This is a genomic window from Nocardia sp. NPDC127526, from assembly GCF_042672265.1.
GTDB lineage: Bacteria > Actinomycetota > Actinomycetes > Mycobacteriales > Mycobacteriaceae > Nocardia.
In genome coordinates this window covers 89,452-114,797 of the sequence record NZ_JBHXVO010000023.1, presented here as the reverse complement: position 1 = coordinate 114,797, position 25,346 = coordinate 89,452, and the positions used below count along the sequence as shown (strand labels likewise).

Annotated in this window: 21 protein-coding genes and 1 tRNA gene; 12 read left to right on the top strand and 10 right to left on the bottom strand. The window is 67.8% G+C overall.

Annotated features, from left to right (window positions below; genetic code table 11):
* Positions 1-166: 166 nt before the first annotated feature.
* The 4 genes from ACFVIV_RS29185 (at position 167) to ACFVIV_RS29170 (ending at position 5,967) form a co-directional block, all read left to right on the top strand.
* Positions 167-814, top strand: a complete 648-nt coding sequence (locus ACFVIV_RS29185) for a TetR family transcriptional regulator (protein ID WP_379201750.1) — start codon at positions 167-169, stop codon at positions 812-814.
* Between the two features lie 74 nt (positions 815-888).
* Positions 889-4,506, top strand: a complete 3,618-nt coding sequence (mfd, locus tag ACFVIV_RS29180; protein ID WP_379201748.1) for a transcription-repair coupling factor — start codon at positions 889-891, stop codon at positions 4,504-4,506.
* Positions 4,503-5,201, top strand: a complete 699-nt coding sequence (locus ACFVIV_RS29175) for a MazG family protein (protein ID WP_379201746.1) — start codon at positions 4,503-4,505, stop codon at positions 5,199-5,201. Before mfd ends, ACFVIV_RS29175 begins: the two co-directional genes overlap by 4 nt.
* Before the next feature lie 64 nt (positions 5,202-5,265).
* Positions 5,266-5,967 carry a sensor domain-containing protein gene (locus tag ACFVIV_RS29170; protein ID WP_379201744.1) on the top strand — a complete coding sequence of 234 codons (702 nt, stop codon included), beginning with the start codon at positions 5,266-5,268 and terminating at the stop codon, positions 5,965-5,967.
* Between the two features lie 54 nt (positions 5,968-6,021).
* Here ACFVIV_RS29170 and ACFVIV_RS29165 read toward each other — a convergent pair whose 3' ends face one another.
* Both ACFVIV_RS29165 and ACFVIV_RS29160 read right to left on the bottom strand, forming a co-directional pair.
* Complete coding sequence (locus ACFVIV_RS29165) at positions 6,022-6,597, bottom strand: TerD family protein (protein ID WP_379201742.1); 576 nt, start codon at positions 6,595-6,597, stop codon at positions 6,022-6,024.
* 150 nt (positions 6,598-6,747) lie between these two features.
* A complete protein-coding gene (locus tag ACFVIV_RS29160; protein ID WP_379201740.1) occupies positions 6,748-7,233 on the bottom strand; it encodes a hypothetical protein in 486 nt (161 codons plus the stop codon).
* Positions 7,234-7,656: 423 nt separating this feature from the next.
* Here ACFVIV_RS29160 and ACFVIV_RS29155 point away from each other — a divergent pair, with 423 nt between their 5' ends.
* Positions 7,657-9,114 (top strand): stealth family protein, encoded by a 1,458-nt coding sequence (locus ACFVIV_RS29155; RefSeq protein ID WP_379201738.1) that lies wholly within the window; start codon positions 7,657-7,659, stop codon positions 9,112-9,114.
* Between the two features lie 12 nt (positions 9,115-9,126).
* Here ACFVIV_RS29155 and ACFVIV_RS29150 read toward each other — a convergent pair whose 3' ends face one another.
* The 7 genes from ACFVIV_RS29150 to ACFVIV_RS29120 all read right to left on the bottom strand — a co-directional run bounded on the left by ACFVIV_RS29150 (position 9,127) and on the right by ACFVIV_RS29120 (position 16,837).
* Entirely contained in the window at positions 9,127-9,576 is a 450-nt protein-coding gene (locus tag ACFVIV_RS29150) for a flavodoxin domain-containing protein (RefSeq protein WP_379201736.1), read from the bottom strand.
* Positions 9,577-9,746: 170 nt separating this feature from the next.
* Positions 9,747-10,697, bottom strand: a complete 951-nt coding sequence (locus ACFVIV_RS29145; RefSeq protein ID WP_379201734.1) for a phosphodiesterase — start codon at positions 10,695-10,697, stop codon at positions 9,747-9,749.
* 143 nt (positions 10,698-10,840) lie between these two features.
* The gene (locus ACFVIV_RS29140) at positions 10,841-12,253 is read right to left on the bottom strand and encodes an MATE family efflux transporter (protein ID WP_379201732.1); all 1,413 of its coding nucleotides are present in this window, start codon (positions 12,251-12,253) and stop codon (positions 10,841-10,843) included.
* Positions 12,250-13,416, bottom strand: coding sequence for a PLP-dependent cysteine synthase family protein (locus ACFVIV_RS29135; protein ID WP_379201730.1), 1,167 nt, complete (start codon positions 13,414-13,416; stop codon positions 12,250-12,252). Before ACFVIV_RS29135 ends, ACFVIV_RS29140 begins: the two co-directional genes overlap by 4 nt.
* Before the next feature lie 76 nt (positions 13,417-13,492).
* Entirely contained in the window at positions 13,493-14,845 is a 1,353-nt protein-coding gene (locus ACFVIV_RS29130; RefSeq protein WP_379201729.1) for an alanine racemase, read from the bottom strand.
* A gap of 46 nt (positions 14,846-14,891) precedes the next feature.
* Positions 14,892-15,854: an ornithine cyclodeaminase family protein gene (locus ACFVIV_RS29125; RefSeq protein ID WP_379201787.1), complete on the bottom strand. Its 963-nt coding sequence runs from the start codon at positions 15,852-15,854 to the stop codon at positions 14,892-14,894.
* 23 nt (positions 15,855-15,877) lie between these two features.
* The gene (locus ACFVIV_RS29120) at positions 15,878-16,837 is read right to left on the bottom strand and encodes a TauD/TfdA family dioxygenase (protein WP_379201727.1); all 960 of its coding nucleotides are present in this window, start codon (positions 16,835-16,837) and stop codon (positions 15,878-15,880) included.
* 360 nt (positions 16,838-17,197) lie between these two features.
* Between ACFVIV_RS29120 and ACFVIV_RS29115 the strand changes: the two genes are divergently transcribed.
* The 6 genes from ACFVIV_RS29115 (at position 17,198) to ACFVIV_RS29090 (ending at position 23,162) form a co-directional block, all read left to right on the top strand.
* Positions 17,198-17,938 (top strand): lytic transglycosylase domain-containing protein, encoded by a 741-nt coding sequence (locus ACFVIV_RS29115; protein ID WP_379201785.1) that lies wholly within the window; start codon positions 17,198-17,200, stop codon positions 17,936-17,938.
* Between the two features lie 154 nt (positions 17,939-18,092).
* Positions 18,093-19,379, top strand: a complete 1,287-nt coding sequence (eno, locus tag ACFVIV_RS29110; protein WP_379201725.1) for a phosphopyruvate hydratase — start codon at positions 18,093-18,095, stop codon at positions 19,377-19,379.
* A gap of 31 nt (positions 19,380-19,410) precedes the next feature.
* A complete protein-coding gene (locus ACFVIV_RS29105) occupies positions 19,411-20,040 on the top strand; it encodes a septum formation initiator family protein (protein ID WP_379201723.1) in 630 nt (209 codons plus the stop codon).
* Complete coding sequence (locus tag ACFVIV_RS29100; protein WP_379201721.1) at positions 20,037-20,597, top strand: DUF501 domain-containing protein; 561 nt, start codon at positions 20,037-20,039, stop codon at positions 20,595-20,597. The genes ACFVIV_RS29105 and ACFVIV_RS29100 overlap by 4 nt, the downstream gene beginning before the upstream one ends.
* Positions 20,598-20,600: 3 nt before the next feature.
* Positions 20,601-21,560, top strand: a complete 960-nt coding sequence (locus ACFVIV_RS29095) for an exopolyphosphatase (RefSeq protein ID WP_379201719.1) — start codon at positions 20,601-20,603, stop codon at positions 21,558-21,560.
* Between the two features lie 135 nt (positions 21,561-21,695).
* Positions 21,696-23,162, top strand: a complete 1,467-nt coding sequence (locus tag ACFVIV_RS29090) for a peptide MFS transporter (RefSeq protein WP_379201717.1) — start codon at positions 21,696-21,698, stop codon at positions 23,160-23,162.
* On the opposite strand, the gene ACFVIV_RS29085 is transcribed toward ACFVIV_RS29090, so the two are convergent.
* Positions 23,159-24,976, bottom strand: coding sequence for a VWA domain-containing protein (locus ACFVIV_RS29085; protein WP_379201716.1), 1,818 nt, complete (start codon positions 24,974-24,976; stop codon positions 23,159-23,161). The two genes, ACFVIV_RS29090 and ACFVIV_RS29085, sit on opposite strands and share 4 nt — an antisense overlap.
* A gap of 232 nt (positions 24,977-25,208) precedes the next feature.
* Between ACFVIV_RS29085 and ACFVIV_RS29080 the strand changes: the two genes are divergently transcribed.
* Positions 25,209-25,282, top strand: a tRNA-Leu gene (locus ACFVIV_RS29080).
* The last annotated feature ends 64 nt before the right edge of the window (positions 25,283-25,346 follow it).

Genomic DNA, 25,346 nt, shown 5'->3' with positions numbered 1-25,346 from the left:
CCAGCGAATTGCGAAGGAGGACGGGTCGAATGCTCGAATCGGCTGGCATCCGGCAGCCGGGTGGTACGGTTCACCCATCCTTCGAGTGCTGTTCGAACTGTGATGTCGGTCAACTTCGGGATGTCGGTCTACTTCAGGATGGCTGGTTTGATGACAGGCGGATCTGATGGCTAGGCAAGCGCGTGCGGAGATCACTCGCGATTCCGTGCTCGCGGGCGCGGCCGATGTCTTTCTGCGACTGGGCTATGCGAATGCGAGCCTGTCCGAGATCATCGCACAATCGAATGTGACCAAGGGCGCCTTGTACTTTCATTTCGGGTCCAAGGAAGAGCTCGCCAGGGCCGTTGTCGATCAGGGCAACGAGCGACTTGTCGGCGCCTGCCAGGGCTTCTTCGATCCGCGCGTGCCCGCGCTGGAGGCCTGCATCGGCATCACCTACGTGGTAGCCGATCTGACCATGAACGATCCCATGGTCGGGGCGATGCTCAAGCTGACCCACCAGATCGGCGACTACCGCGGCGCCCAGGGCGACAACATCGCCAAAACCTGGGGCGAGACCCACCGTTTGCTCGCCGAGCGCGCCATCGCGCAGGGGGATCTGAAGGCTGATCTGGATCCGGAGACGATCGGCCTATTACTCCAGGAGATGACCACCGGCGTTCACATCGTCGCGGTCAGCACGGAGTCGATCGACCAGATGGCGACCCGCATGGAGCGGGCTTGGTACTTCCTGCTGCCCTCCATCGTCCCGGACGAGAAGGTCGCCTACTTCCGCGAATTCGCGGCCCGCCGCCTGCGCCGCTACGTGCAGTAGCGAAGCTGTCTCCCCGGGCTACTAGACTCGGTTGGCCGTCTTGAACCGCTGATCTGCGCCGAGGAGTCTGCCTCATGTCGACCCATCGTCCACCCCTGGCCGGGCTTGCCGCGGTGGCGGGGGCCGATACCGCTTTGCGGCAGGTCGAGGGGCTGATCGGGCGGGATTCGGCAATGCTGGTAGCACCGTCGGCGGTGCGGCCGTTCGTGGCCGCGACCATCGCCGACCAGCGCCCACTGGTCGTCGTAACGGCCACGGGGCGCGAGGCTGACGACCTGACCGTGGAGCTGTCCGAGATTCTCGGCAACACCGTTGCGCTGTTCCCGTCGTGGGAGACGCTGCCGCACGAGCGCTTGTCCCCCGGCGCCGACACGGTCGGCAAGCGGTTGCAGGTCATGCGGCGGCTCGCGCACCCGGAGGACCCGGTTTATCCGGAGCCGTTGCGGGTGGTCGTCACCACCGTGCGGTCGCTCATGCAGCCGATGGCGCACGGGCTCGGTGATATCGAACCCATCGTCCTGCGGCCCGGCGCCACGTTCGACTTCGATGAATTGCTCACGCGGCTGGTGGAATTCGCCTACGAACGCGTCGACATGGTTGGCAAGCGCGGGGAGTTCGCGGTGCGGGGCGGGATTCTGGATCTGTTCCCGTCGACCGCGGATCATCCGGTGCGCGTGGAGTTCTGGGGCGATGAGGTCAGTGAGCTGCGGGCGTTCTCGATCGCCGATCAGCGGTCCATCCACGATGTGCCGATCGAGGTGGCGGTCGCGCAGCCGTGCCGGGAGTTGTTGCTGACCACCGAGTTGCGGGAGCGGGCCGCGCGGGTGGCGGCCGAGAATCCGGCGGACGCGGCCCTGGTCGAGATGCTGGAGAAGATCTCCCAGGGTGTGCCCGTGGAGGGCATGGAGGCGCTGCTGCCGGTGCTGCAGCCGGGTGAGCTACATCTGCTCATCGATGCGCTGCCGGCGGAAACGCATGTGCTGCTGTGTGATCCGGAGAAGATCCGGACGCGCGCCGCCGATCTGGTGCGCACCGGACAGGAGTTCCTGGAGGCGTCGTGGACGGCGGCCTCCTTCGGCGGGGCCGCGCCGCTGGGGGCGCACGGACTCGATCTGGCCGCCTCGTCCTATCGGGGGCTGGATGTCGTGCACGCCGACGCCGAACGGCGTGGCCTGCCCTGGTGGACGCTGAGCCCCCTTGCCGCCGACGATCCGAACGAGATCGCGCTGCCGGTGCTGTCCGCGCCGTCCGCGCGCGGGTCCGAGGAACTGGTCGCCACGATCTTCGCTTCCCTGCGCGCCCACGTCTCGACGGGCGGGCGCGCGGTCATCGTGGTCGCGGGACACGGTACGGCGCAACGCATTCTGGAACGCCTCGCCGATGCCGAGGTGCCCGCGGCGACGCTGGAACCGGGTGCGGAACCGGTGCGCGGGCTGGTCGGCGTGCTGTGCGGTTCGCTGCACGACGGCGTGGTCTTCGACGACGCCAAGCTCGTGGTCATCGCCGAATCCGATCTCACCGGCAATCGCGTCACCGCGCCCGCCGAGGGCAAGAAGCTGGCCGCGCGGCGGCGCAATCAGGTCGATCCCCTCGCCTTGAGCGCCGGTGACATGGTCGTGCACGATCAGCACGGCATCGGCCGGTTCGTGGAGATGATCGAGCGCACCGTGGGCGGGGCGCGGCGGGAATATCTGGTCATCGAGTACGCGCCCAGCAAGCGCGGCCAGCCGGGCGACCGGCTCTTCGTCCCGATGGACTCCCTCGACCAGCTCTCCCGCTATGTCGGCGGCGAGATGCCGAGCCTGTCCAAACTCGGCGGCTCCGACTGGCAGAATACGAAACGCAAGGCCCGCAAGGCGGTTCGCGAGATCGCCACCGAACTCGTGCAGCTCTACGCCGCCCGCCAGGCCGCGCCCGGTCACGCCTTCGGCCCGGACACCCCGTGGCAGCAGGAGATGGAGGACGCCTTCGCGTTCACCGAGACCATCGACCAGCTCACCGCCATTGCCGAGGTGAAATCGGATATGGAGAAGGCGGTCCCGATGGACCGCGTGGTCTGCGGCGATGTCGGCTACGGCAAGACCGAGATCGCGGTGCGCGCGGCCTTCAAGGCGGTGCAGGACGGCAAGCAGGTCGCCGTGCTGGTGCCGACAACGCTACTGGCGCAACAGCATCTGCAGACCTTCACCGAGCGCATGGCCGGCTTCCCGGTCGCCGTGAAGGGCCTGTCCCGCTTCACCGATCCCGCCGAATCCCGCGAGATCATCGACGGCATGGCCGCCGGCGAGGTGGACATCGTGGTCGGCACTCATCGGCTCATCCAGACCGGCGTGCGCTGGAAGGACCTGGGCCTGGTCATCATCGACGAGGAGCAGCGCTTCGGCGTCGAGCACAAGGAGCACATCAAGGCGCTGCGCACCCACGTGGACGTGCTCACCATGTCCGCCACCCCGATTCCGCGCACCCTGGAGATGAGCCTGGCCGGCATTCGCGAGATGTCGACCATCCTGACCCCGCCCGAGGAACGCCATCCCGTCCTCACCTATGTCGGCGCCTACAACGACAAGCAGGTGGCCGCCGCCATCCGCCGCGAGCTGCTGCGCGACGGCCAGGTGTTCTACGTGCACAATCGGGTGTCCTCGATCGACAAGGCCGCCAAGCGGATTCGTGACCTGGTGCCGGAGGCGCGGGTCGCCATCGCGCACGGGCAGATGAACGAGGACACCCTCGAGAAGACCGTGCAGGGCTTCTGGGAGCGGGAATTCGACGTGCTGGTCTGCACCACCATTATCGAAACCGGCCTGGACATCTCCAATGCCAACACCTTGATCGTGGAACGCGCCGACGCCCTGGGTCTTTCGCAGCTGCACCAGCTGCGTGGCCGCGTCGGCCGCAGCCGCGAGCGCGGGTACGCCTACTTCCTGTACCCGCCGGAGAAGCCGCTCACCGAGACCGCCTACGACCGGCTCGCCACCATCTCGCAGAACTCGGACCTGGGCGCGGGCATGGCGGTCGCCATGAAGGACCTGGAGATTCGCGGCGCGGGCAATGTGCTCGGCGCCGAGCAGTCCGGTCATGTCGCGGGCGTCGGCTTCGATCTGTACGTGCGCCTGGTCGGCGAGGCCGTGGAGGCCTATCGCGCCGCCGCCGACGGCCGCCCCATCACCGTCGACGAAGAGGTCAAGGAGGTGCGCATCGACCTGCCCGTGGACGCGCACATCCCGCCCGACTACATCGCCTCCGACCGGCTGCGCCTGGAGGCCTACCGCAAACTCGCCGCCGCCCAGGACGATTCGGCCCTGGCCGCCGTGGTCGAGGAGCTGGTGGACCGCTACGGCCCGCTCCCGGTCGAGGTCGGCCGGCTGGTGTCGGTCGCCAAGCTGCGCCTGCTGGCTCGCGAGTACGGCATTGTCGAGATCGGCGTCACCGGCACCACGCTCAAGGTGTCGCCCCTGCAACTGCCGGACTCGAAACAGCTGCGGCTCAAGCGGCTCTACCCGAACGCCACCTATCGCGCCGCCACCGGCATCGTGCAGCTGCCGCTGCCGCGGGTGGAGGACAGCGTCGGTGCGGCCCGCGTGCGCGATGTGCAGGTGCTGCAATTCGTCGCCGATCTGCTGCTCGCCCTGGACGGGAAGGCCCCCGGCGCGGTGGATGTCCGCATCGCGACCGAGGTCTCGGCCGCTCGATGAGCGCACCGGACGCGGAGACCGCGCTGATGGCCGAGGCCCTGGCCGAAGCCGTCGACGTCATGGACCGGCTGTGGAATTTCGGCGGCTGGGAGGTCACCCAGACCCACGATTCGCTGCGGCCGTACCTGCTGGAGGAGACCTATGAACTCCTCGACGCCATCCAGGCCGGTGATGCCGAGACCATCAAGGAGGAGCTCGGCGATCTGCTGCTGCAGGTGCTGTTCCACTCCCGGATCGCCGAGGCCGCAGGCGAATTCACGGTCGCGGAAGTGGCCGCCGCGCTGGTCGCCAAGCTGACCCACCGCAGCCCGCACCTGCTCGACGACGCCTTCGGCGCGGCGGCCGATATCGAGGCCAAGATCGCCGCCCAGGAACGCGCCTGGGAGGAGCGCAAGACCAGCGAGAAGTCCCGCCGCTCCTGCCTGGACGGCATTGCCATGGCCCAGCCCGCGCTGGCGCTGGCCGAGAAGATCCGCTCGCGCAGCACCAGGGCCGGTCTGCCGGACGAGCTGATTCCGCGGCAGCTCCGGCTCGTCGAACTGGGCGGTCCGGACAGCGCGGAGGAGCGGCTGCGCAAGGCGACCCTGGATTTCGCCGCCGCCATTCGCGCCGCCGAGGATGCCGCCGAGGCCGCTCGCGGGGAGCGCCGGGCGCTCTCGGCAACGGATTGGCGGCAGTATTGGCCACTGGATTAACGCCGGGCGAGCCCCCGCCGCGGCCCGCTATGCTTCAGCTGTTTTCGGGTTCAGAGGAGGACCAATGCGGGGGCGTGGGATCGCCGGGGTTGTGGCGCTGCTGTTCTTGGTGACCGGCTGCGGAAAGGTCGTGAGCGGTACGGCCACACCGGATCCGATCGTGGCCAAGATGCCGCGGCTGACCCCCGACAAGATCGCCGATGTCATGCTCACCCCGGACGAACTCGGCAAGGTGGTGGCCGCGACCGGCCTGAAACTGCAGTTCGAGAACACCGTGCCGACCGCCCCGAACTTCACCTATCAGCCCTCCCACTGCGGTCCCATGCTCTACACCGGCAACTCCGACACCTACGGCGACAAGTGGACCGGCTACCGGCTGCGCTCGCTGCAGGAGGGTTCCGAGGAGTACGACCACGCCATCTACCAGACCGTCACGACCTTCAAGAACTTCGTGATCGCCGAGGATCTGGTGGGCGAATACCGCGAGGTCCTGTCGAAGTGCAAGGACACCGACGTCAAGACCACCCCCAAGGACGCCAAGGAACAGCCCAGCACGCTGCGGGTGACCGCGGTGCCGCACAATTCCGATCCGTCCGCCATCTCGGTGGACTGGACCGTCTCCTCGGACGGCACCACCTGGGTCTGCTCGGACACCATCCGCACCCAGGGCAATGCCGTGATCGAGGTCTCCAGCTGCTCCTACGCCGACGCCCGCACCTCGGCCGTCATCGCCGACCGCATCGCCACGAAGATCCGCGGGCTCTGATCCGCCGCTCCCGCTCCACAGGCGCGGCGGCGCAGAGCCCGCGACTCTCCCTCTCTAGACGTTGACCCCGTAATCGCGGGCAATGCCCGCCAACCCCGACGCATACCCCTGCCCGATGGCCCGGAACTTCCATTCCGCCCCGTGCCGGTACAGCTCACCGAAGACCATGGCGGTCTCGGTGGAGGCGTCCTCGGTCAGGTCGAACCGGGCCAGCTCGGCGCCGGTGACCGCGTCCACCACGCGAATGTAGGCATTGCGGATCTGCCCGAAGGACTGCCGGCGCATATCGGCGTCGTGGATGGAGACCGGGAAGAAGATATTGGTGATCGTCGGCGGCATGCCCGCCAGATCGACATTGATCACCTCGTCGTCGCCCTCGCCCGCACCGGTGAGATTGTCACCGGTGTGCTCGATGGTCCCCTCCGGCGAGCGCAGGTTGTTGTAGAAGATGAAATGCGCATCCGACAACACCCGCTGATTCGACCCGCAGGCCAGCGCGCTGGCATCCAGGTCGTAGTCCGCGCCCGTGGTCGTGCGTACGTCCCACCCCAGGCCGACCGCGACCTTGGTCAAGTTCGGGGCCTGTTTGGACAGCGAAACATTTCCGCCCTTGGCCAAGCTGACGCTCACAATTCTCCTTCCCCGCGGCGCAAGTACACCGCATCCCTTCACGATTATGGTCGATACGGAGGCGCATTGTGCGTGTTCAATTCCGTACCGCGGGTAGGAGTTCCCTTAGAAAGCGGGGTCTTACACCTCAGTCCCGGCCGGGCTCGATGCTCAATTGCGGCCTGCCGCCATGGCTTTGAGCGTCGCGACCCGTTCCTCCAGGTAGCGCAGCTCACTCGGGTCGAGCACGGTGCGCCGGATGCCGCCGGCCACCGCGAACGCCGACTGCCGGTGATCGTCGATGGCCTCGACCTCGATGGCGACCGCGGTGTAGTCCGCGGCCCCCGGCATGGGGTCGGCGATCACACGGGCGGTTCCCCGCGCGCACAGCGCCACATTGCCGCCGCCGAGGATCAGCAGCGCGACCTCGGGGCGTTCCCGGAGCCGGGCCAGTGAGCCGCGATCGGATTTCAGGCTGAGCAGAATCCTCCTGTCTCCGGCGCGCACCGGCCAGGAGACCGGAATGGCATGGGGCGCTGGGTCGGTGGTCACCAGAACGGCGATGGTATCCAGTGGCCATTCGGGCAGGGTGTCCAGTTCGGGGTGGTCATTCTGAGCCGTCGAGGGCTCCTGACGCTCCCGCGCTTCGGCTACCATCCGCGTCACCTCACGATCGGGTTCACACAGCGGGCTGGACTGTGTTGCCATGAAGTGTATGCCGTTGCCGCCGTGGTGCGCTGGCGTCCAAGTTGATCATCCGATTCGCGAGGCTCACTCGTTTCCTTGGTTACAGATGTGAAAACACCGGTAGACCTGCGGGGTAATGGATTGACGAGAAGCGATAACGGCCTCATCATTCGTTACAGTCCCCCGTCTGAACGGGGTCGTGCGAGTAACCGGCCGATGACCGTCCGGTGAAGCTCGTCCGCCCATCGCGGCGTCGACGAACGCAACAGCATCAGAACACGGCGCGGCCACGCGCCCGCTGAACGAGTGAGGTGACTCAACGGGTTTCGCGGGGCCGGGCCGACCGCTGGGGGCAGACGTGAGGTGTAGAGCGCGACAGAGCGGAGATCGGTAATGGTGGATATGGGTTCGGGGCAGCCGCCGGTGGAGATGGTGGGGCGCTCGACGGCGGCGAATCTGGTGGTGTCGGCGGCGGTGCTGGAGGATCTGCGCTATCTGCGCGGTGAGTTGGCGGAGGCGGAGGTGCCGTACCTGTTGGTACGGGATGCCGATCATCGGCTGGTGCTGGCGGTGGACAGCCTGCACCGGGCGGCCTTGCGGCGGGTGCTCGGCGCGGCCGTGGTGGCGGGCTTCTCGTGCAATGAGAAGCAGCACAATGTGTTCCGGCTGGGCCGGGATCTGGACGCGGCGCATCACGTCGATATCGAACTGTGGGACTACCACGGCGACACCGTGGAGTGCCCGCGCCCCAATGCGCTGACCCGCAATGTCTTCGACCTCGCCGACGTCGAGCCGGCGACGGTGCTGCTGTACGACGCGAGCTGGCCCACACTGGACGGCATGTTCGCGCCGCATCCCACCGATGTCGGCTTCGATATCGACATCGTGTTCTCCTGGGTGGACGGCAGCGATCCCGAATTCCGCGCTCGCCGTGCGGGAATGCTGGCGCAGGTGGTGGTCGGCGAGGGCGACGACGCGGACGCCCGCATCCGCCAGATCGACGAACTGCGCTATGCGCTGCGCTCGGTGTACAAGAACGCGCCGTGGATCCGCCGCATCTTCATCGCCACCGATTCGCGCGTACCCGATTGGCTCGCAGCCGATCCCAAGGTGACGATCGTGCGCGCCATCGACCACTTCCCGGACGTGAGCGGGCTGCCGATCTTCAATTCCCATGCGGTGGAATGCCAGTTGCAGCACATCGACGGGCTGTCGGAGCACTTCCTGTACTCCAATGACGACATGTTCTTCGCGCGCCCGGTGCGCCCGTCCATGTTCTTCACCCCCGCCGGCATCAGCCGCTACATCGAGGCGGGCACGCGCATCGGGCCGGGCCGCAACAATGAGCGCCGCAGCGGTTTCGAGAACGCGGCCCGGGTGAACCGCGCGCTGTTGCAGCGGCGCTTCGGCCACATCACCACCCGGCATCTCGAGCACACGCCGGTGCCGTTGCGCCGCAGCGTCTTGCACGAGATGGAGCAGGTCTTCGCGGAGGACTTCGCGCGCACCCGCGCCAGCCGGTTCCGGGCGGCCACCGATATCTCGGTGACCAATTCGCTCTACCACTACTACGCGCTGCTCACCGGCCGGGCCGTCCCGCAGGAGGCGGCCAAGATGCGCTATGTGGACACCACCCTGTACACCGGCCTCGCCCTGCTCGACGGGCTGGCCAAGCGGCGCAATGTGGATTTCTTCTGCCTCAACGACGGCAGTTTCCCGGAGGTGCCGGAGGTGGAGCGGGTGCGGGCGGTGTCGGAATTCCTGGACGGTTATTTCCCGGAGCCCGCGCCCTGGGAGAAGCCGGACGCCATCGCGGGGACGATGGCGGCCTTCGAATCGGGCGCTGCCTGAACGAATCCCGGATCAGGCGGGGGCGGGCACGGGCAGTCGCTCGGCCCACTCCCGCGCATCCTGCTGTGGCCGGAACGAGGCCGAGGCATCGTGGCGCGCGTGCTCGCCGACCTGGACCGCGCCCAGCGCGCTGAACTTCTCCGCGCAGATCTCGCCGCCGCGGTTGAAGGTGTCCTGGTAGACGGAGTCGCCGAGTCCATAGACCGCGAAGTGCAGTCCGGTGAGATCGGGCAGCCGGTCGTCGAGCTGTTCGAAGAACGGCTCCGCGCCGGTCGGCAGATCGCCGGAACCGTAAGTGGAGCAGACGAGTACGTGGAAGTCGCGAATATCGAGATCGTCCACGTCGTAGTCGGACATGTCGTAGACCGCGACGTCATGGGTCTTCATCAGCACATCGGCAATGGCGTCCGCCGCCAATTCCGCGGTGCCCATTTCGGTTCCGAACAACACCACAACTCGCATGCGACCTCCTGTCGATTCAACCCTGGTTAGCCTACCCTAACCGCGGTCCGGGAGGGTGTCATGCGGCGAGCCCCGTCGGAGGCTCGTGATCTCGGGGTAGCCGCCGCGCCGCGCCCGGCCTGCGTATCCCGCGCGACCCGAATCGAATGCCGAGCCGGTGCAGGATGACCTCAGCTAACCGTTTCCCCGTCGGACTCGGGGGTGGCGGCGCGGCGGCGTAGGACATGAGGGATGCCCGCCGCGGGTGGTATGACGATGCCGGCATCGGCGAGCCGCTTCGCCGCCTGCCGCGGATCGGCGGGTTCGCCGACCGTCGGCCCGGCGCCGATCGGCACCACCGAATGCACCACGGTGTCCGGGTAGACGTGCACGTAGTTGAACGCCTGCGACCCGTCCCGGCCGCGCAGGCCGCCGGTCTCGACGGCCAGATCCTGGCTGTAGCAGGTGGCCGAGGCCACCGACACCGGAATTCCGGCGAAGGTGGCGCTGGTCGAGAAGTGCAGGTGCCCGGCCAGAATGGCGCGCACATCGGTGCCGTCCAGGACGTCGGCGAGGGGCCGCTGATCGCGTAGCTCCACCGTCACCGCCAGGTCGAGGACACAGGGTATGGGCGGGTGGTGCATGGCCAGAATGGTGCCGAAGGGCGCGGGCTCGGCGAGCACCTTGCGTAGCCACGCCAGCTGGGCGGGGCTGATCTCGCCGTAGTGGTGGCCCGGCACGGTCGTGTCCAGGGCGATGATCCGCAGCCCGTCGAACATGTGCACGCGGTCGAAGGGTTTCGCGGAACCCGTTTCGCCCAGCAGGTTTTCGCGTAGTGCGGCGCGATTGTCGTGATTGCCGGCCACCCACACCAGGGGTGCGCCGATGCGCTGCGCGAACGGCTCCACCAGATCGCGCAGCCTGCGGTACGCGCCCGGTTCGCCCTTGTCGGTGAGATCGCCGGTGAAGACGATGGCGGTCGGGGTGATGCGGCTGGCCTCGGCCTGCCCGAGTAGCTCGCGTAGGCGGGCCTCGGCGTCCACATCGCCGTACAGGTCCCCGCCATCGATCAGATGCGTATCGCTGAAGTGGAACAGGACATGATCTGCCCTCGGATACTCGGCGACTCTCGTGATGTACACGGACATCCTCCCCGGCCAGTGGTGGTTCGCCCTTGGACTGCCTGCTTGCCGATTCCGTCGCAAGAATAGTCAAGCCTGTTAACTCCAGCCTGCCCACGTCCAGTGACGGCATGCTTGCGGGAAGGTGAGTATTGCGTGTCGGCCTAGTGCTGGAGGCTATCGGCCAGCAGTCGGGGATGTTCCTGCTCACGCTCATGGAGCAGGGTGAAGTACCGGCGCAGCATCAGGACAGCGGTGGTGGCGAGACCCGCTGTCAGGCCCCACCAGACCCCCGCTGCGCCCAATCCGAGGGGGAAAGCGAGCAGCAGGGCAGTGGGCAATCCCACACCCCAGTAGCCGACCAGGGACAGCCGGAAACCGGCCTTGGTGTCCTTCAGACCGCGCAGCAGACCCACGCCGATGTTCTGGGCCGCGTCGAAGAATTGCAGCACGATGGCGATCAGCAGCAGGGTGTGCGCGAGCGCCAGGGTTTCGGCGTCGGTGACGTCCATGAAGGGCCGCAGCACCCAGTTCGGGGCGATGGCGTACGCGGCGCCGGTGACGACGGTGACCACCAGGGCGTAGCGCAGCGCCAGCCAGGCCATGGCCCGCGCATGCCCGAATTCGTCGCGGGCCACGTCCCGGCTGACCAGGATGGACGAACCGTGCGAGAGGCCGATGGCGACCTGGAACACGATGTAGACGATCTGGTAGACGACATTGTGCGCGGCCAGCGCGGCGGCCCCGAGGCTGCCCATGACCAGGGCCAGCACCGAGAACATGCCGGCCTCGGACCCGTAGGTGAGCGCGATCGGCGTGCCCAGCTTCAGTTCCTCGCGCACCGTGCGGGCATGCACCGGCCACAGGCGAATCGGCAGTGTCGCACCGAGTTCGGCGTCGCGGCGCACCATGGCCCAGAACACCCCGAAGGTGATCAGGAAGACCAGTGAGGTGGCGACGCCGACGCCGGTCAGGCCGAGCCGGGGCAGGCCGAGCCAGCCGTGGATGAAGGCCAGCGCCAGTACGAGATTCAGCGCGACCGAGCCGAGCGTCACCGTGAGCAGCGCCTGCGGCCGCTGCATGCCGACGGTGTACTGCCGCAGCACCTGGAACCACAAGCAGGGCAACAGGCCCGGCGCGAGCGCCACCATCATGGGCCGCGCCTCGGACAGCACCGCGGCGTCCTGCCCGAGCCACTGCAGCGACCAGCCCAGCGCGATCAGCAGTGCGCCGCCGAGGATTCCGGCCAGGGTCGCGATCAGGAAGCTGGAGCGCACCACTTCGCGCACTTCGGCATTGACGGTGCGGCCGGTGGTCGGGCGGCCGCGCTTCTCGCCGCGGCTCACCACCGTCGCCACCTGATTGCCTGTGCCCGTGATCAATCCGACGCACATGGTGCGAATCTGGTTGAACAGCACCAGCGCCAGCCCGCCCGCCGCCACCTGTTGCACGCCGAGCGTGCCCATGAGCGCGATATTCGTGGTGGACACCGCCACCTGGGCGAGCTGGGTCAGGGCGATGGGCGTCGCCAGCGCGGTGAGCTGACGCCCATCGGTCTGCCGCAGGCTGATGCTCATCGGGCCGCGGCCTCGCTGCGCTGCGCACCGGCGGTCGCGGCGGCGGCGGTGGGCGGCACCAGGATCGCGTGGGTGGTCGCGGGCGCAGGGGTGGTCGCGGGCGCGGCGGCGCCGCGGTGCGCGGGGCGGTAGCGGTCGAGCAATTCGGCCACGCGCTGCTCGGTCTCCGCGTCGAGCAGATCCCGATCGCTCATCCAGTCGTCGTCGAAGACGGTGTCCAGATACTTCTCGCCGCCGTCGCACACGATGCTGACGACATGGGAGCCCGCCAGGAATTCGTGCATGCGCTCCAGCGCGGCGTACACCGACCCGCCCGCGGAACCGCCGATCATGAGCCCCAGCTTCGCGGCGATCACCCGGGCCGCGGCGAACGCCTCCACATCGGAGACCTTCACGCCCTCCTTGAGCAGGCCCAGATCCTCCTCGACGATCTTGCCCGGATCCGCGCCCTCGGGGGTGCCGGTGCCCGACTGCCAGTACGGCCCGGCCGGGCCGCCGAAGGCGATGGAGCCCACCGGTTCCACGCCGTAGAGCAGCGGTTCGTGGCCGAGGTCGCGCAGCCGGCGCGCGGTGCCGAACAGCGAGCCGCCGGTGCCGACGGCGGAAATCAGCACTTCCACCCGGCCGTCCAGATCGGCCAGCAATTCATCGGCGAGGGCGTAGTAACCGAGCGCGTTGGCGAGGTTGTTGTGCTGTTCGGTGAAGTAGGTGTTGGGCGTGCGGCCTTCTCGGATCGCGGCCTCGTTTTCCCGCCGCGCCAATTCCTCGGCGAGGTCCTCGCGCGCCGAGGTGGAAAGGCTGTCGTCACCGTCGTCGGCGACGAACACCAGTTTCGCGCCCATGGCTTTCATCGAACGGAGTTTGTCCTTGCAGGCGTGGTTGTCGACTACCGCGGTGAAGCGATACCCGCGTTCGGCCGCGATAACCGCCAGGCCCTGCCCGGTATTTCCGGAGGTCGATTCGATGATGTGCCCGCCGGGTGTCAGCAGCCCGCGCTCTTCCGCATCGTCGACCATGGCGCGAGCCATTCGGATTTTCGCGGCCCCGGTCGGATTCATGTTCTCGAGCTTGAGAAACAACCGGGTGCCGGTGGCGGTGGCAGCCAGCTCGAACAGCGGGGTCCGGCCGATCAGGTCTGTCACGCGCGTGGTGACAACCGGCATGAACGTATCTCCTCGTGACGTAGGTGTTGTGCGTAAACGGGCAGTTCAACGACCTGGAAGGGAGCTGAGGGCAACCTTAGTCGACAAGCTTCCATTCGAATAGTCGCGCGTCCGGTCCGTCCCGTAACACGATCTTGGGGGGAATCGGGAGCTCGTGAAAGGACGATTCGTTGCTGTCCTGCTGATAGCCCGCGGTATTGGGGTAGACGAGTAAATCGCCGGTGGCGGCGAGGCGGGGGAGCGGAATGCGCCGCCGGCTCAACATGTCGGTTTCCATGCATGAGGAACCGCCCACACAGGTGGGGGTGACGGCGCCGGGATACTCCGGCCAGAGCACCGGATCGGGCAGGTATTCACTGTCGAACCATTGTTCGGACAGGCTGAAGCTGGTGCCGTCCGCGGTCAGGATCACATACGGATATCCGTGCGCGGAACGCACTTTCACGCCCTGCACGCGGAAAACGCTGCATCCGGCGCGATCCAGCAGGGCGCGGCCGGGTTCGATGGCCATTCGGATTCCCGTCGCACGCAGCTGATTTCCGAGCTCGCCGTGTTCGAGAATGGCTTCCAGCATGGCCGGTCCGGGAACCGGGCAATGGTAGGGGTAATAGGAATCGGGCGCGGGGGCGCGGCCGCCGTGGAACCAGCGGTCGTTCACGCCGTCGAGAAAGGCGTGCCAGGCCTCGGCGGGCACATAGTCCACGCCGAAGCCGCCGCCGATGGAAATGGTCGACACCGGATGCCCCAGCCCGCGCGCCTCCCGGCAGCGGGCGATCAGCTGCAGGGCCAGCGCGGCGCGGTCGGCGACCTCGTAGCCGGTCAGGTGAAAGCTGAAGCCCTCCAGGCGGATCGCCTCGGCGTCGACGAGGGTGAGCGCCAGATCGAGTTCATCGCCGGTCATGCCGAACCGGCTGGCCGAGCCGCGCGGCAGCACGCGCAGCACCGCCCGCGCCGGAATGGCCGTCGCGGTCAGGCGCGCCAGCTCGTCGAGATCGTCGATGGCGATGAGGGCGCGCTGCTGGGCGGCCAGGCGCAGCAGCTCATCGGATTTGGCCGGCCCGGTCACCATGAGGTCCTCGCCGCGCACGCCGCCCGCCAGCGCCGCGGTGAATTCGCCGACGCTGGAAACATCCACGCCCGCACCGGTTTCCGCGCAGGCGCGGACGACGGCGGGGGATTTGTTGGCCTTCTTGCCGTAGTAGACGGTCCCCACCACGCCCTTGCGGGCGAATACCCGCTGAAAGGCGCGGATATTGTGGACGACCCGTGCGGGATACAGCAGATGGAACGGGCCGCCGATGCCATCGGCCATCTCGCGCAACAGATTCGGATCCGCCAGCAGGCGCTCTTCCCAATCGTCCCGGTATGCCGGCATCGGCGCGGCGGTGATCTCGGAGAGGCCGCCGGGCGGCACCGTCAGGGTTTTCACGAAGTCCGTCAGAGCTGTCCCCCTTCATTCCGCGGCCGGGATCCCTTCAGTCCCACAGCGGGACCTCGGTGCCACGGCCCTGTTCGATGGCGCGGCCGGCGAGTGCGTGTGCGACGGCGATATCGGTGAGCACCAAGCCCGAGTTGTAGACGAAGATGCGTTCCTCGTCGGAGGTCCGGCCGACCGCGCGGCGGCTCAGGATCTGGGGCAGCTCGGCGTCCACCCGGCGTAGTCGGCCGTCCGGCCCCGCCATATCGGTGCCGGTGAGCGCCATCTGCTCGGCGCTGGTGGCGATCACCCGATCGGCTTCGATCAGGGTGGAGGGCGCCAGGCCGTAGCCGACCAGCACCACCGTCGCGCCGGGGGCCAGGTTCTTGGCCTCGATGGCGACGCGGGTGCCGGGTCCGGCGGTGGCCAGGATGACATCGGCGGTGCGCGCGGCGGTGATCGGATCGCTCACGATCTCCAGTTCGGCCTGCGGATGATGGTGCAGCAGTTGCCGATACACCGCCTCCAGGCCCTCCGGATGGGTGCCGTAGAGCATGAGCTTGTTCAGCTGCGGGTTCGCGGCCAGCAGGTGCGGCAGGGCATTGCGGCCCTGTTCGCCGGTGCCGATCAGCAGCACGCTGCGCGCGCCCGGCCGTGCGGTCTCGCGCACCAGCAGGGCCGAGACCGCGGGGGTGCGCAGGGCGCCGACGCGGGCGCAGTCCATCATGGCGATCGGCACACCGGTGGCATCGTCGTAGAGCGTGATGGTGGTGTAGTACTTCTTGGTGCTGCGATCGTGCTGTGGATCGAACTTGTAGCTGGTCTTCATGGCCACCACGCGGCGGCGGCCGTCGCGGCCGAGCATGGCGTAGGCCACCGACCAGCCATCCGGATGGGCGACGCTGAGTTTGCGCGGATTGTCCGAATCCCCGCCCGCGAAGGCGAGATACGCCTCCTCGACGGCGCGCACCACCTCCGCGGGACTGATCGGCACATCGGCGAGATCGCTGCGGCTGAGCACGCGCAGCGGGGTGGGTCGGGTATTCACTTACGGTTTCCTAGCAGTCGGAACGGCGCCACCACCGATTGGCCGTATCCGTTCTCGGCGGCCTCGGATGGGTCGCGGCGGCGCTGGGGCAGACGGATGTTCACCCGTTTGAGCCACCTGTCGGTGCCGTCGTAACGGGGGGTGAACGGTACCCGTCCGTGCACCACAACGTCATTGTCCACCAGCAGCAACTCCCCGGGGGTCAAAGCGGCGGTGATGCATACCCTTTCGAGTTCGGCGCCCAAATGATCGTAGGCGGCCCGGAATTCGGGGTCGGCCTCGGCGAGCGGGGTGTACGCCGGGTCGTAGCGGAGGGTGAGCCGGTTCTGGTCGCTGCCCAGGGTGGCGACGGCGGGCGCGACCGCGTCCGGGAAGTCGCTGCCGTAGGAGACGTCCGGCAGGATGGGCAGCTCGCGTCTGGAGAGCCGATCCCGTTGTGCCGCATCCAGTTCCACATTGCGCACCGAGGAGACGGTGGTGCCGACGCCATCGGGATTGCGTAGGCAGCCCAGCATGAGCAGATTGGCCCGCCGCGGATGGAAGGCATCCTCGGTGTGCGGGCTGAGCAGGGTGGTGCTGCTCGCGCCGGACTGCTCGTGCTCGTGTCCGGGCGTGGGCAGGATGTTGTTCACCAGCCGGCCCGCCTGCTGGCCCTGCCAGCCGAAGGGTTCACCGGCGCAGCGCGCCAGTAGCAACATGGTGATGTCGAGTTCGAAGGAGGCCGGGCCGTGTTCCGGTTCCCCGGCCCAGGCGGCGGCCTGGCGCCAATCCAGTGGCGTATGTCCGAGTTCGGCGTCGCGGATCGGTAACCGGGAGATGACCGCGACTCCGGCGTCGGTGGCCGGGGCGCGCATGGCGTGGTGCACATCGTCGGGCAATTCGCGGTAACGGGAGTCGATGTGGTGCAACAGGACCGAATCGGTGAGGGTGGCGGTGGTCGCCGGAGTGGTTTCCACTGTGACGGCAATCTCAGCCGCGAGGGCGCGGATCGCCCGTCCGGAGTTTGCCGAGAGTTCGCGTCGTTCGAGTTCCGAGGGGTGAAGCGTCTTACGTTCGGAGAGAACGCTTTTCACCAAGGGGATTGCCTTCCTGGCCTGGGAGGTGACATGGGTTTTCTCGTTCGGTCAAGGAAGCTATCCGCCGCGAATTGATTTGGCAAGGCTTACCTAAGGGCGTGTCCCGAAAATAGCTACTGCGCATGAAAGATCTGCCGGGAGGGTATCCGACCGCGAATGCCCGGCGCGACTCGCGCGCAGCGGCGTTCACGTTCCTGGTAGGAGGGCCGATCCATCTGGATGATGAGAAGGGTGCGTTCCATGAAGGCCGGCGTCGGCGCCGCTCTCACCCGCGCCGGCCTGTTGGGCACGGCGGCTGCTGTCGTGCTGCTAACCGGTTGCGGTGCAGCGAATCTCACACCCATCCCGGAGGGGGTTCCGCCCGGCCCGGGCGCGCCGATCCCGGCCATCGATCTGAACGCGCCGGGCCGCACCGCCCTGCAGTTGCGCGCCTGGGCCGAGGAGCAGGCCGACCCGCTGGGCATTCCGGTGGTGTCCTTCGAGGCGTACGCCTATGCCGCGGCGGTCATGGCGCAATCGCGTCCGGATTGCGGCATCGGCTGGACCACCATCGCCGCCATCGCGAGCGTGGAGAGCAAGCACGGCACCCATCGCGGCGCGGATGTCGGCGACGACGGAAAAGTGTCGCCCCCGATTCGCGGTATCGCGCTCGACGGTTCGCCGGGCGTGGCCACCATTCGCGACTCCGACGGCGGCAAACTCGACGGCGACGACATCTACGACCGCGCCGTGGGCCCACTGCAATTCATTCCGGAGACCTGGCAACGCTGGGGCGTCGACGCCAATGGCGACGGCATTGCCGATCCGGACAATATCGACGATGCGGCGCTGACCGCGGCGCGCTACCTCTGCGCCATGGGCGGCAATCTGGCCGAGGCGCCCGGCTGGCAGAAGGCGCTGCTCACCTACAACCAGTCCAATGCCTACATGAACAAGGTCCGCGACCGCGCCGCCGCGTACAGCGTGGGCCGGAAAGCCTGAAGCGCCGAGGGCAGAGCCCGAAGATATATCTTCCCGTCGACCACGGGCGCGCCGCAGGGGCGTTGCCACCAACCTGCGCCAGCACGTTAGGCTCGGACGCGCACGGACTACACCGTGCGACCTGCCGAGTCAGCAGCCGAAGGAGTGTCGTTTCGTGGCCATCATCGAACAGGTCGGAGCTCGCGAGATTCTGGATTCGCGTGGCAACCCCACCGTCGAGGTCGAGATCGCTCTCGACGACGGCACCCTCACCCGCGCGGCCGTGCCCTCCGGCGCGTCCACCGGTGAGCACGAGGCCGTCGAGCTGCGTGACGGTGGCGATCGCTACCAGGGCAAGGGCGTGCGCAAGGCCGTCGAGGGCGTCCTCGACGAGATCGCGCCGGCCGTGATCGGTCTCGACGCCGTCGAGCAGCGCGCCGTCGACCAGACCCTGCTGGATCTGGACGGCACCCCGGACAAGTCCCGCCTGGGCGCCAACGCCCTGCTGGGCGTTTCGCTGGCCGTGGCCCGCGCCGCCGCCGAATCCTCGGGCCTGGAGCTGTTCCGCTACGTCGGCGGCCCCAACGCCCACGTCCTGCCGGTCCCCATGATGAACATCCTCAATGGTGGCGCGCACGCCGACACCGGTGTGGACGTGCAGGAGTTCATGATCGCCCCGATCGGCGCGCCGACCTTCAAGGAGTCGCTGCGCTGGGGTGCGGAGATCTACCACACGCTCAAGTCCGTGCTCAAGGCCCAGGGCCTGTCCACCGGTCTCGGCGATGAGGGCGGTTTCGCGCCGGACGTCGCGGGCACCCGCGCCGCGCTGGACCTGATCGCCACCGCCATCGACAAGGCCGGCTACAAGCTGGGCACCGACGTGGCCCTGGCCCTGGACGTGGCCGCCACCGAGTTCTACACCGCCGGTTCGGGTTACAAGTTCGAGGGCGTGGTGCGCAGCGCCGCCGAGATGAACGCCTTCTACGCCGAACTGCTCACCTCGTACCCGATCGTATCCATCGAGGATCCGCTGTCGGAGGACGACTGGGACGGCTGGGTCGCGCTGACCGACGAGATCGGCGACAAGGTGCAGCTGGTCGGCGACGACCTGTTCGTCACCAACCCGGAGCGCCTGGAAGAGGGCATCGCCAAGGGCGCCGCCAACGCGCTGCTGGTGAAGGTCAACCAGATCGGCACCCTGACCGAGACCCTGGACGCCGTGGACCTGGCCCACCGCAACGGCTACAAGACGATGATGAGCCACCGGTCCGGCGAGACCGAGGACACCACCATCGCCGATCTGGCCGTGGCCGTCGGCTCCGGTCAGATCAAGACCGGCGCGCCGGCTCGCTCGGAGCGCGTGGCCAAGTACAACCAGCTGCTGCGCATCGAGGACGCCCTCGGTGACTCGGCACGCTACGCGGGAGATGTGGCCTTCCCGCGCTTCGCATTCGAAGGCTGACACTTTCGAAGGCTGAACCCAAGGAGTCGAGATGACGGAGCGACGGGCACGCGGCACCAGTCCGGCCGGACGCGGTGACCGCCGCCCGTCGCGGACCGCCAAGCCGCGTAGTGGCGCGAAGCGGGCGGCGTCCGACACCGCCCGCACCGCCGCCGGCGCCAAGGCGGTCAAGCGCCGGGCCGCCAAGTCGACGGGCAAATCCGCACGGCACGAACGCAAGATCCTCGGCATGTCCACCGGGCGGGCCGTACTGCTCGCGGCGGTGCTGTGCGGGCTCGCGCTCACCCTCGCGGTGCCGCTGCGCACCTACTTCTCCCAGCGCGCCGAGGCCGCCGAACTGGCCGCCCAGCGCGAGCAGCTGGAGGCCGATGTGAATCGGCTGCGCGATCGCCGTGCGCAGCAACAGGATCCGGCCTACATCAAGGCCGAGGCGCGGGACCGCCTGCGGCTGGTCATGCCGGGGGAGACCCCCTACATCGTGCAGGTGCCCGGCATCGAGCAACCGGCCGTGCCCGCCATGACCACCCACGCCAAGGCTCCGGACCCCTGGTACACCGAACTGTGGCAGAGCATCGCCTCACCGCAGCCGGCCACCACCGAGCCCGATAATCCGGCGGCCCCCGCGCCGCCCGCCCCGACCGAGGAAGGACAACCAAGGTGACCGAATCCGAGAACGCCCGCCACCTCCCTGGGGACCCGCCCAGCGAGCGGGATCTCGAGATAGTCGCCCAGCAACTCGGCCGGGAGCCCCGCGGCGTGCTCGCCATCGCGTACCGCACGCCGGACGGCTTGCCCGCGGTCGTGCAGACCGCTCCCAAACTGCCCGACGGGACGCCGTTCCCGACGCTGTACTACCTGACCGATCCGCGGCTCACCGCCGAGGCCAGCCGGTTGGAGACCACCGGGTTGATGCGCGAGATGACCGAACGGCTCGCGCACGACACCGAATTGGCGGCCTCCTACCGCGCGGCGTACGAGAGCTACCTGTCCGAGCGCAACGCCATCGAGGATCTCGGCACCGATTTCGCCGGTGGCGGCATGCCGGATCGGGTCAAGTGCCTGCACGTGCTCATTGCGCACTCGCTGGCCAAGGGGCCGGGGCTGAACCTGCTCGGCGACGAGGCGGTGGCGCTGGCGGCCGAGCACGGGTTGCGCGGCACCGCGATTCCGGCAGACTGGCCGAACTACGAGCAGTACCAGGCGAAGTCGGAGGACTAGTCAATGAGTGAGCGCATCGCGGCCGTCGATTGCGGCACCAACTCCATCCGGCTCCTGATCGCCGATGCCGTCCGGGACGAGGCCGGAACGGTGCATCTGACCGATGTGCAGCGCGAGATGCGGATCGTCCGGCTCGGACAGGGTGTGGACGCGAACGGCTCACTCCACCCGGACGCCATCGAGCGCACTCGCGCCGCACTGCACGACTACGTCGATCAGATGATCGAGGCCGGGGTGACCAAGGTGCGCATGGTCGCCACCTCCGCCACCCGCGATGCGAGCAATCGCGACGACTTCTTCTCGATGACCAGCGCCGAACTCGAGCGGGTGGTGCCCGGTGCGCAGGCCGAGGTCATTACCGGCGATGAGGAGGCGCGGCTGTCGTTCGCCGGGGCGGTCGGCGAATTATCCGCTGCGGAAGGGCCTTTCGTGGTGGTCGATCTGGGTGGCGGGTCCACCGAGGTCGTGCTGGGCGACGGCAACGGCGTGCAGTCGGCGTACTCGGCCGATATCGGCTGCGTGCGGATCACCGAGCGCTGCCTGCGCGGCAATCCGCCCACTCGCGAAGAGGTCGCCTCGGCGCGGTTCTTCGCCTCCGAGCGGCTGGCGCAGGCCTTCGGCGTGGTGCCGGTGGAGCGCGCGCACACCTGGGTGGGCGTGGCCGGGACCATGACCACGCTGGCGGCGGTCGCGCTGGATCTGCCCGAATACGATTCGGAGAAGGTGCATCTCACGCGCTTGTCGCTGGCCGAGGTGCGCGCGGTGTGCGATCGGCTGATCGGGATGGACCACGATGAGCGGGCCGCGCTCGGGCCCATGCATCCGGGGCGGGTGGATGTGATCGGCGGCGGCGCGGTGATCACCGAGGTGCTGGCCGACGAGCTGGCGCGGCGCGCGGGGATCAGCGAGCTGATCGTGAGCGAGCACGACATTCTGGACGGGATCGCGCTGTCCATCGCCTGATCGAGCAGCACGGCGGAAAACCTGGCAACTCGAATAGGAATCAACCTCACAACTTATGCCTGTACTGGGCAACTGTGACATAGGTTAACGGCTGAGGTTGCTGTCAGATTGCCCTATATGGGAGGGTCTGGAGTTATGTCAGGAGTAGCGCAAAACGCGAAACCGGTCGACGAACGAACCCTGTTCGGACACCCCATCGGCCTCGCGAATCTGTTCGGTGTCGAGCTGTGGGAACGATTCTCGTTCTACGGCATGCTCACGATCCTCGGCTACTACCTGTACTACTCGGCCACCGAGGGCGGGCTGGAGTTGCCGAAGGCCACCGCCACCGGCATCGTCGGCGCCTACGGCGGTCTCGTCTACCTGTCCACGGTGCTCGGCGGCTGGATTGCCGACCGGGTGCTGGGCATGGAGCGCACGGTCTTCTACGGCGGCGTGATCGTCATGGCGGGCCATATCGCCCTCGCCGTCATCCCGGATCTGGCCGGTGTGGCCGTCGGTCTGGTACTGGTCGCGCTGGGCTCGGGTGCGCTGAAGGCCAACGCCTCCTCGTTGCTGGGCACGCTTTACGCCAAGGGCGACGCGCGCGCCGACGGCGGCTTCACGCTGTTCTATCTGGGCATCAACCTCGGCGCGTTCGCCGGCCCGCTGATCACCGGTCTGCTGCAGGACAAGGTCGGCTTCCACTACGGCTTCGGCGCTGCCGCCATCGGTATGGCGCTGGGCCTGACCCAGTACGTGGTGTTCCGCCGGAACCTCGGCGATCACGGTCGCGAGGTGCCGAATCCGCTGCCGCGCACCATGATCCCCCGGGTGCTGGCCGCGCTCGCAACGGTGATCGTGGTCGTCGCCATCGCCTGGGCGACCGGGCTGCTGACGCTGGCCAACCTGCCCGATGTCACCACCGGCGTCATTGTGGTGGCCTCCATCGCCTACTTCGTGGTCATGCTGACCAGCCCCCTGGTCGACACCACCGAACGCAGCCGGGTCCGCGCCTTCATTCCGCTGTTCATCGCGAACGCCGTGTTCTGGTCGCTGTTCCAGCAGATGTTCACCGTGCTGGCCGTGTACTCCGATGAGCGGGTCGATTGGAATGTCTTCGGCTGGACCGCGCCGTCGAACTGGATCGGGTCCATGGAGCCGGTGTGGATCATCGCGCTGTCGCCACTGTTCGCCATCATGTGGACGCGACTGGGCAATCGCGCGCCCAGCACGCCGCGCAAGTTCGCGCTCGGCGTGATCGGCATGGGCATCGCGTTCATGCTGTTCGCGCTGTTCTCCGGGACCGAGGGCAAGGCGGTGCCGATCCTGTTCGTGTTCGTGGTCCTCGGCGGCTTCGCGATCTCCGAGCTGCTGCTCTCGCCCATCGGCCTGGCGGTCACGACCAAGCTGGCGCCCAATGCCTTCCGCGCGCAGATGATGGCGCTGTATTTCTTCTCCGTCGGCATCGGCACCTCGATGTCGGGTGTGCTGTCGAAGTTCTACTCCGAGGAGCACGAGCTCGCCTACTTCGGCATTACCGGTCTGGTGACCATTGCCGTGGGCGCGATCGTGCTCGGCATCGCGCCCTGGGTGACCCGCCACATGGAGGGCGTGCACTAACTCCTGCCGCGGTTGCGGACGACGAGATTGCCGAGCACGCCGAGGGCGATCACGAACACCGCCGCGCCGCCCAGCAGTATCCACACCGCCGCCGAGCTGCCGTCCCGGTGCCCGGCGGCGGTGTTCTCCGTCCGGGGGCCGGCGGGGTCGTCGCCGCTGAGCGTATTGCTGTTCGGGGCGGTCTGCGCGTAGACCGGGCCGGGTTCGGCCGCGCCCGCCACCTGCACGTCGAGGCGGATCGGCACCGGCGGGGTGTCCGAATCCTCGCGCGGCAGGCCCAGTTTCACCGCGATGTAGTACCAGCCCGCCATGGCCTGGTCGCGGGCATCGAATACCTTGCCGTCGCGATTGTGATATCGGATGGGGTAGGTGGACAGCGCCTTGTTCGCCGGCAGGTCCAGCTCGCTGCCGGTGTAGGCGTGGGTATCGCTCTCCACCTCTTCCAGCAGCGGTGAGTAGATCGCGGTGTCCACATTGGCGATGGTCTCGAGCCCGGACCGCCCGATCGAGTCGTAGTGCACGCGATAGGCCAGTGCCTGACCCCAATCCAGCTTCACCCTGTAGAACACCAGCTCGCCGTAACGCAGGGCATCGGTATAGACGCCGGAACCGTCGAGCGTGGCGGCCACGGTGAACGACCCGCCGCCGACGACCGGCACGGCGGCGCCGGTGGGCGTGGTGTACTCCGGCACGGCGCCCACCTCCTCCGGCCCGCCGCTGCCGGCGAGGGCGGGTTCGATCCCCACCAGCAGTTCCATCGGCATCCGCTCCAGCGCTCCGTCCGACGCCTGCGCCCACTGGGCGGTGAAGTAGTACCGTCCCGCCCCGAAACATCCCGGCGGGCCGGAATTTTCACCGGCCTCCGCGAATGTGAGCGTCGCGGTCAGCGCCTCGCCATCACTGGACCTGGTGACGAATTCCGATTCGTACTTATTGCAGTCCTCCCCGTTCGCCCCGTATGCCCGCAATTCCAGCCGATTCAGATCCTCCAGAATACCGACGTCATTGCGTCGCGGAAACGACAGCGCCGCCGTGAAATACACGGTGGCCCCCGCCGGCACGTCCACGCCGTAGAACCGCTTCTCTCCGCGCCCAATGGTGTCCAGATACTGTCCCGGCTCCGTCACCACCGGCGCGTCACCATAATTCGCGGTCCCGGCTATAGGCGTTCCCGCCGCCTCGTAATTCCGCAGCGCCGCGGCAGTGATCCGCGGCAGCACCTGCTCGAGCGTCTTCCCGTCCGCCGCATCGCTATATGTCCCCCCGGTGGCCTGCGCCAAACACGTCAACTGCACCCGCGACTGCTCGTCCACCCCGAACCCGATGGCATGCACCACCAGATCGGTCCCCTCCTGTTTCAACTGCCGCGCCACCTCGCACGGGTCCGGCGGCGCACAGGTGTCCTCGCCATCCGACACCAGCACGATCGACCGCGGCCCCTCCTTCGGCAGTGCCTCCGCCGCCGTCCGCAATGCGGTTCCGATGGGCGTAAACCCCTGCGGCGTCACACCATCCACCGCCGCCGTGAGCGCCCCCCGATCCAATGGCCCCGCCTCGTGCAGCACGCTGACATCCCGGCACCCCGCCGCCTGCTCCGCCTCCGAGGACCCGGTCCCGGTCCCGTACACGGCGAGCCCCACCTTCGATTCCGCCGGCGCCGTCGCCACGAACCCCCGCACCGCACTCTTGGCCGCATCCATCTTGGTCCCGCCCCCCGGATCCGCCGCCAACATCGACCCGGAAGCATCCAGCACCACCATTGTCGGCGCGTACCGATCCCCCACGGCCCCCGCCACGCCAATGGTCAATGACACAATTGCGCCACCAATAACCAACCCCGCCAAGCTTTTCCGAACCCAATCCTTCATCACCCGCGAACGTACCGCCACCCCCAGAGCCCCCAGATATCAAAGAGACGCAGATCACACCCCCCTTAAAACAAACCCGCCATTTTTCTGCGCACCACCCCTCATCCCCCAACCCCTACAGAATTCACCCCCGAGGTGATTCCAGCACGACCGTACGGCTCGGTACTCTGACCGAGGCGCCCCCGTAGCCCAATTGGCAGAGGCAGCGGACTTAAAATCCGCACAGTGTCGGTTCGATCCCGACCGGGGGCACTCAAAAACCGCAGATAGATTGCCATTTTTCAGTGTTCTCCGCCTGGTTGGTGATCTTGTTGAT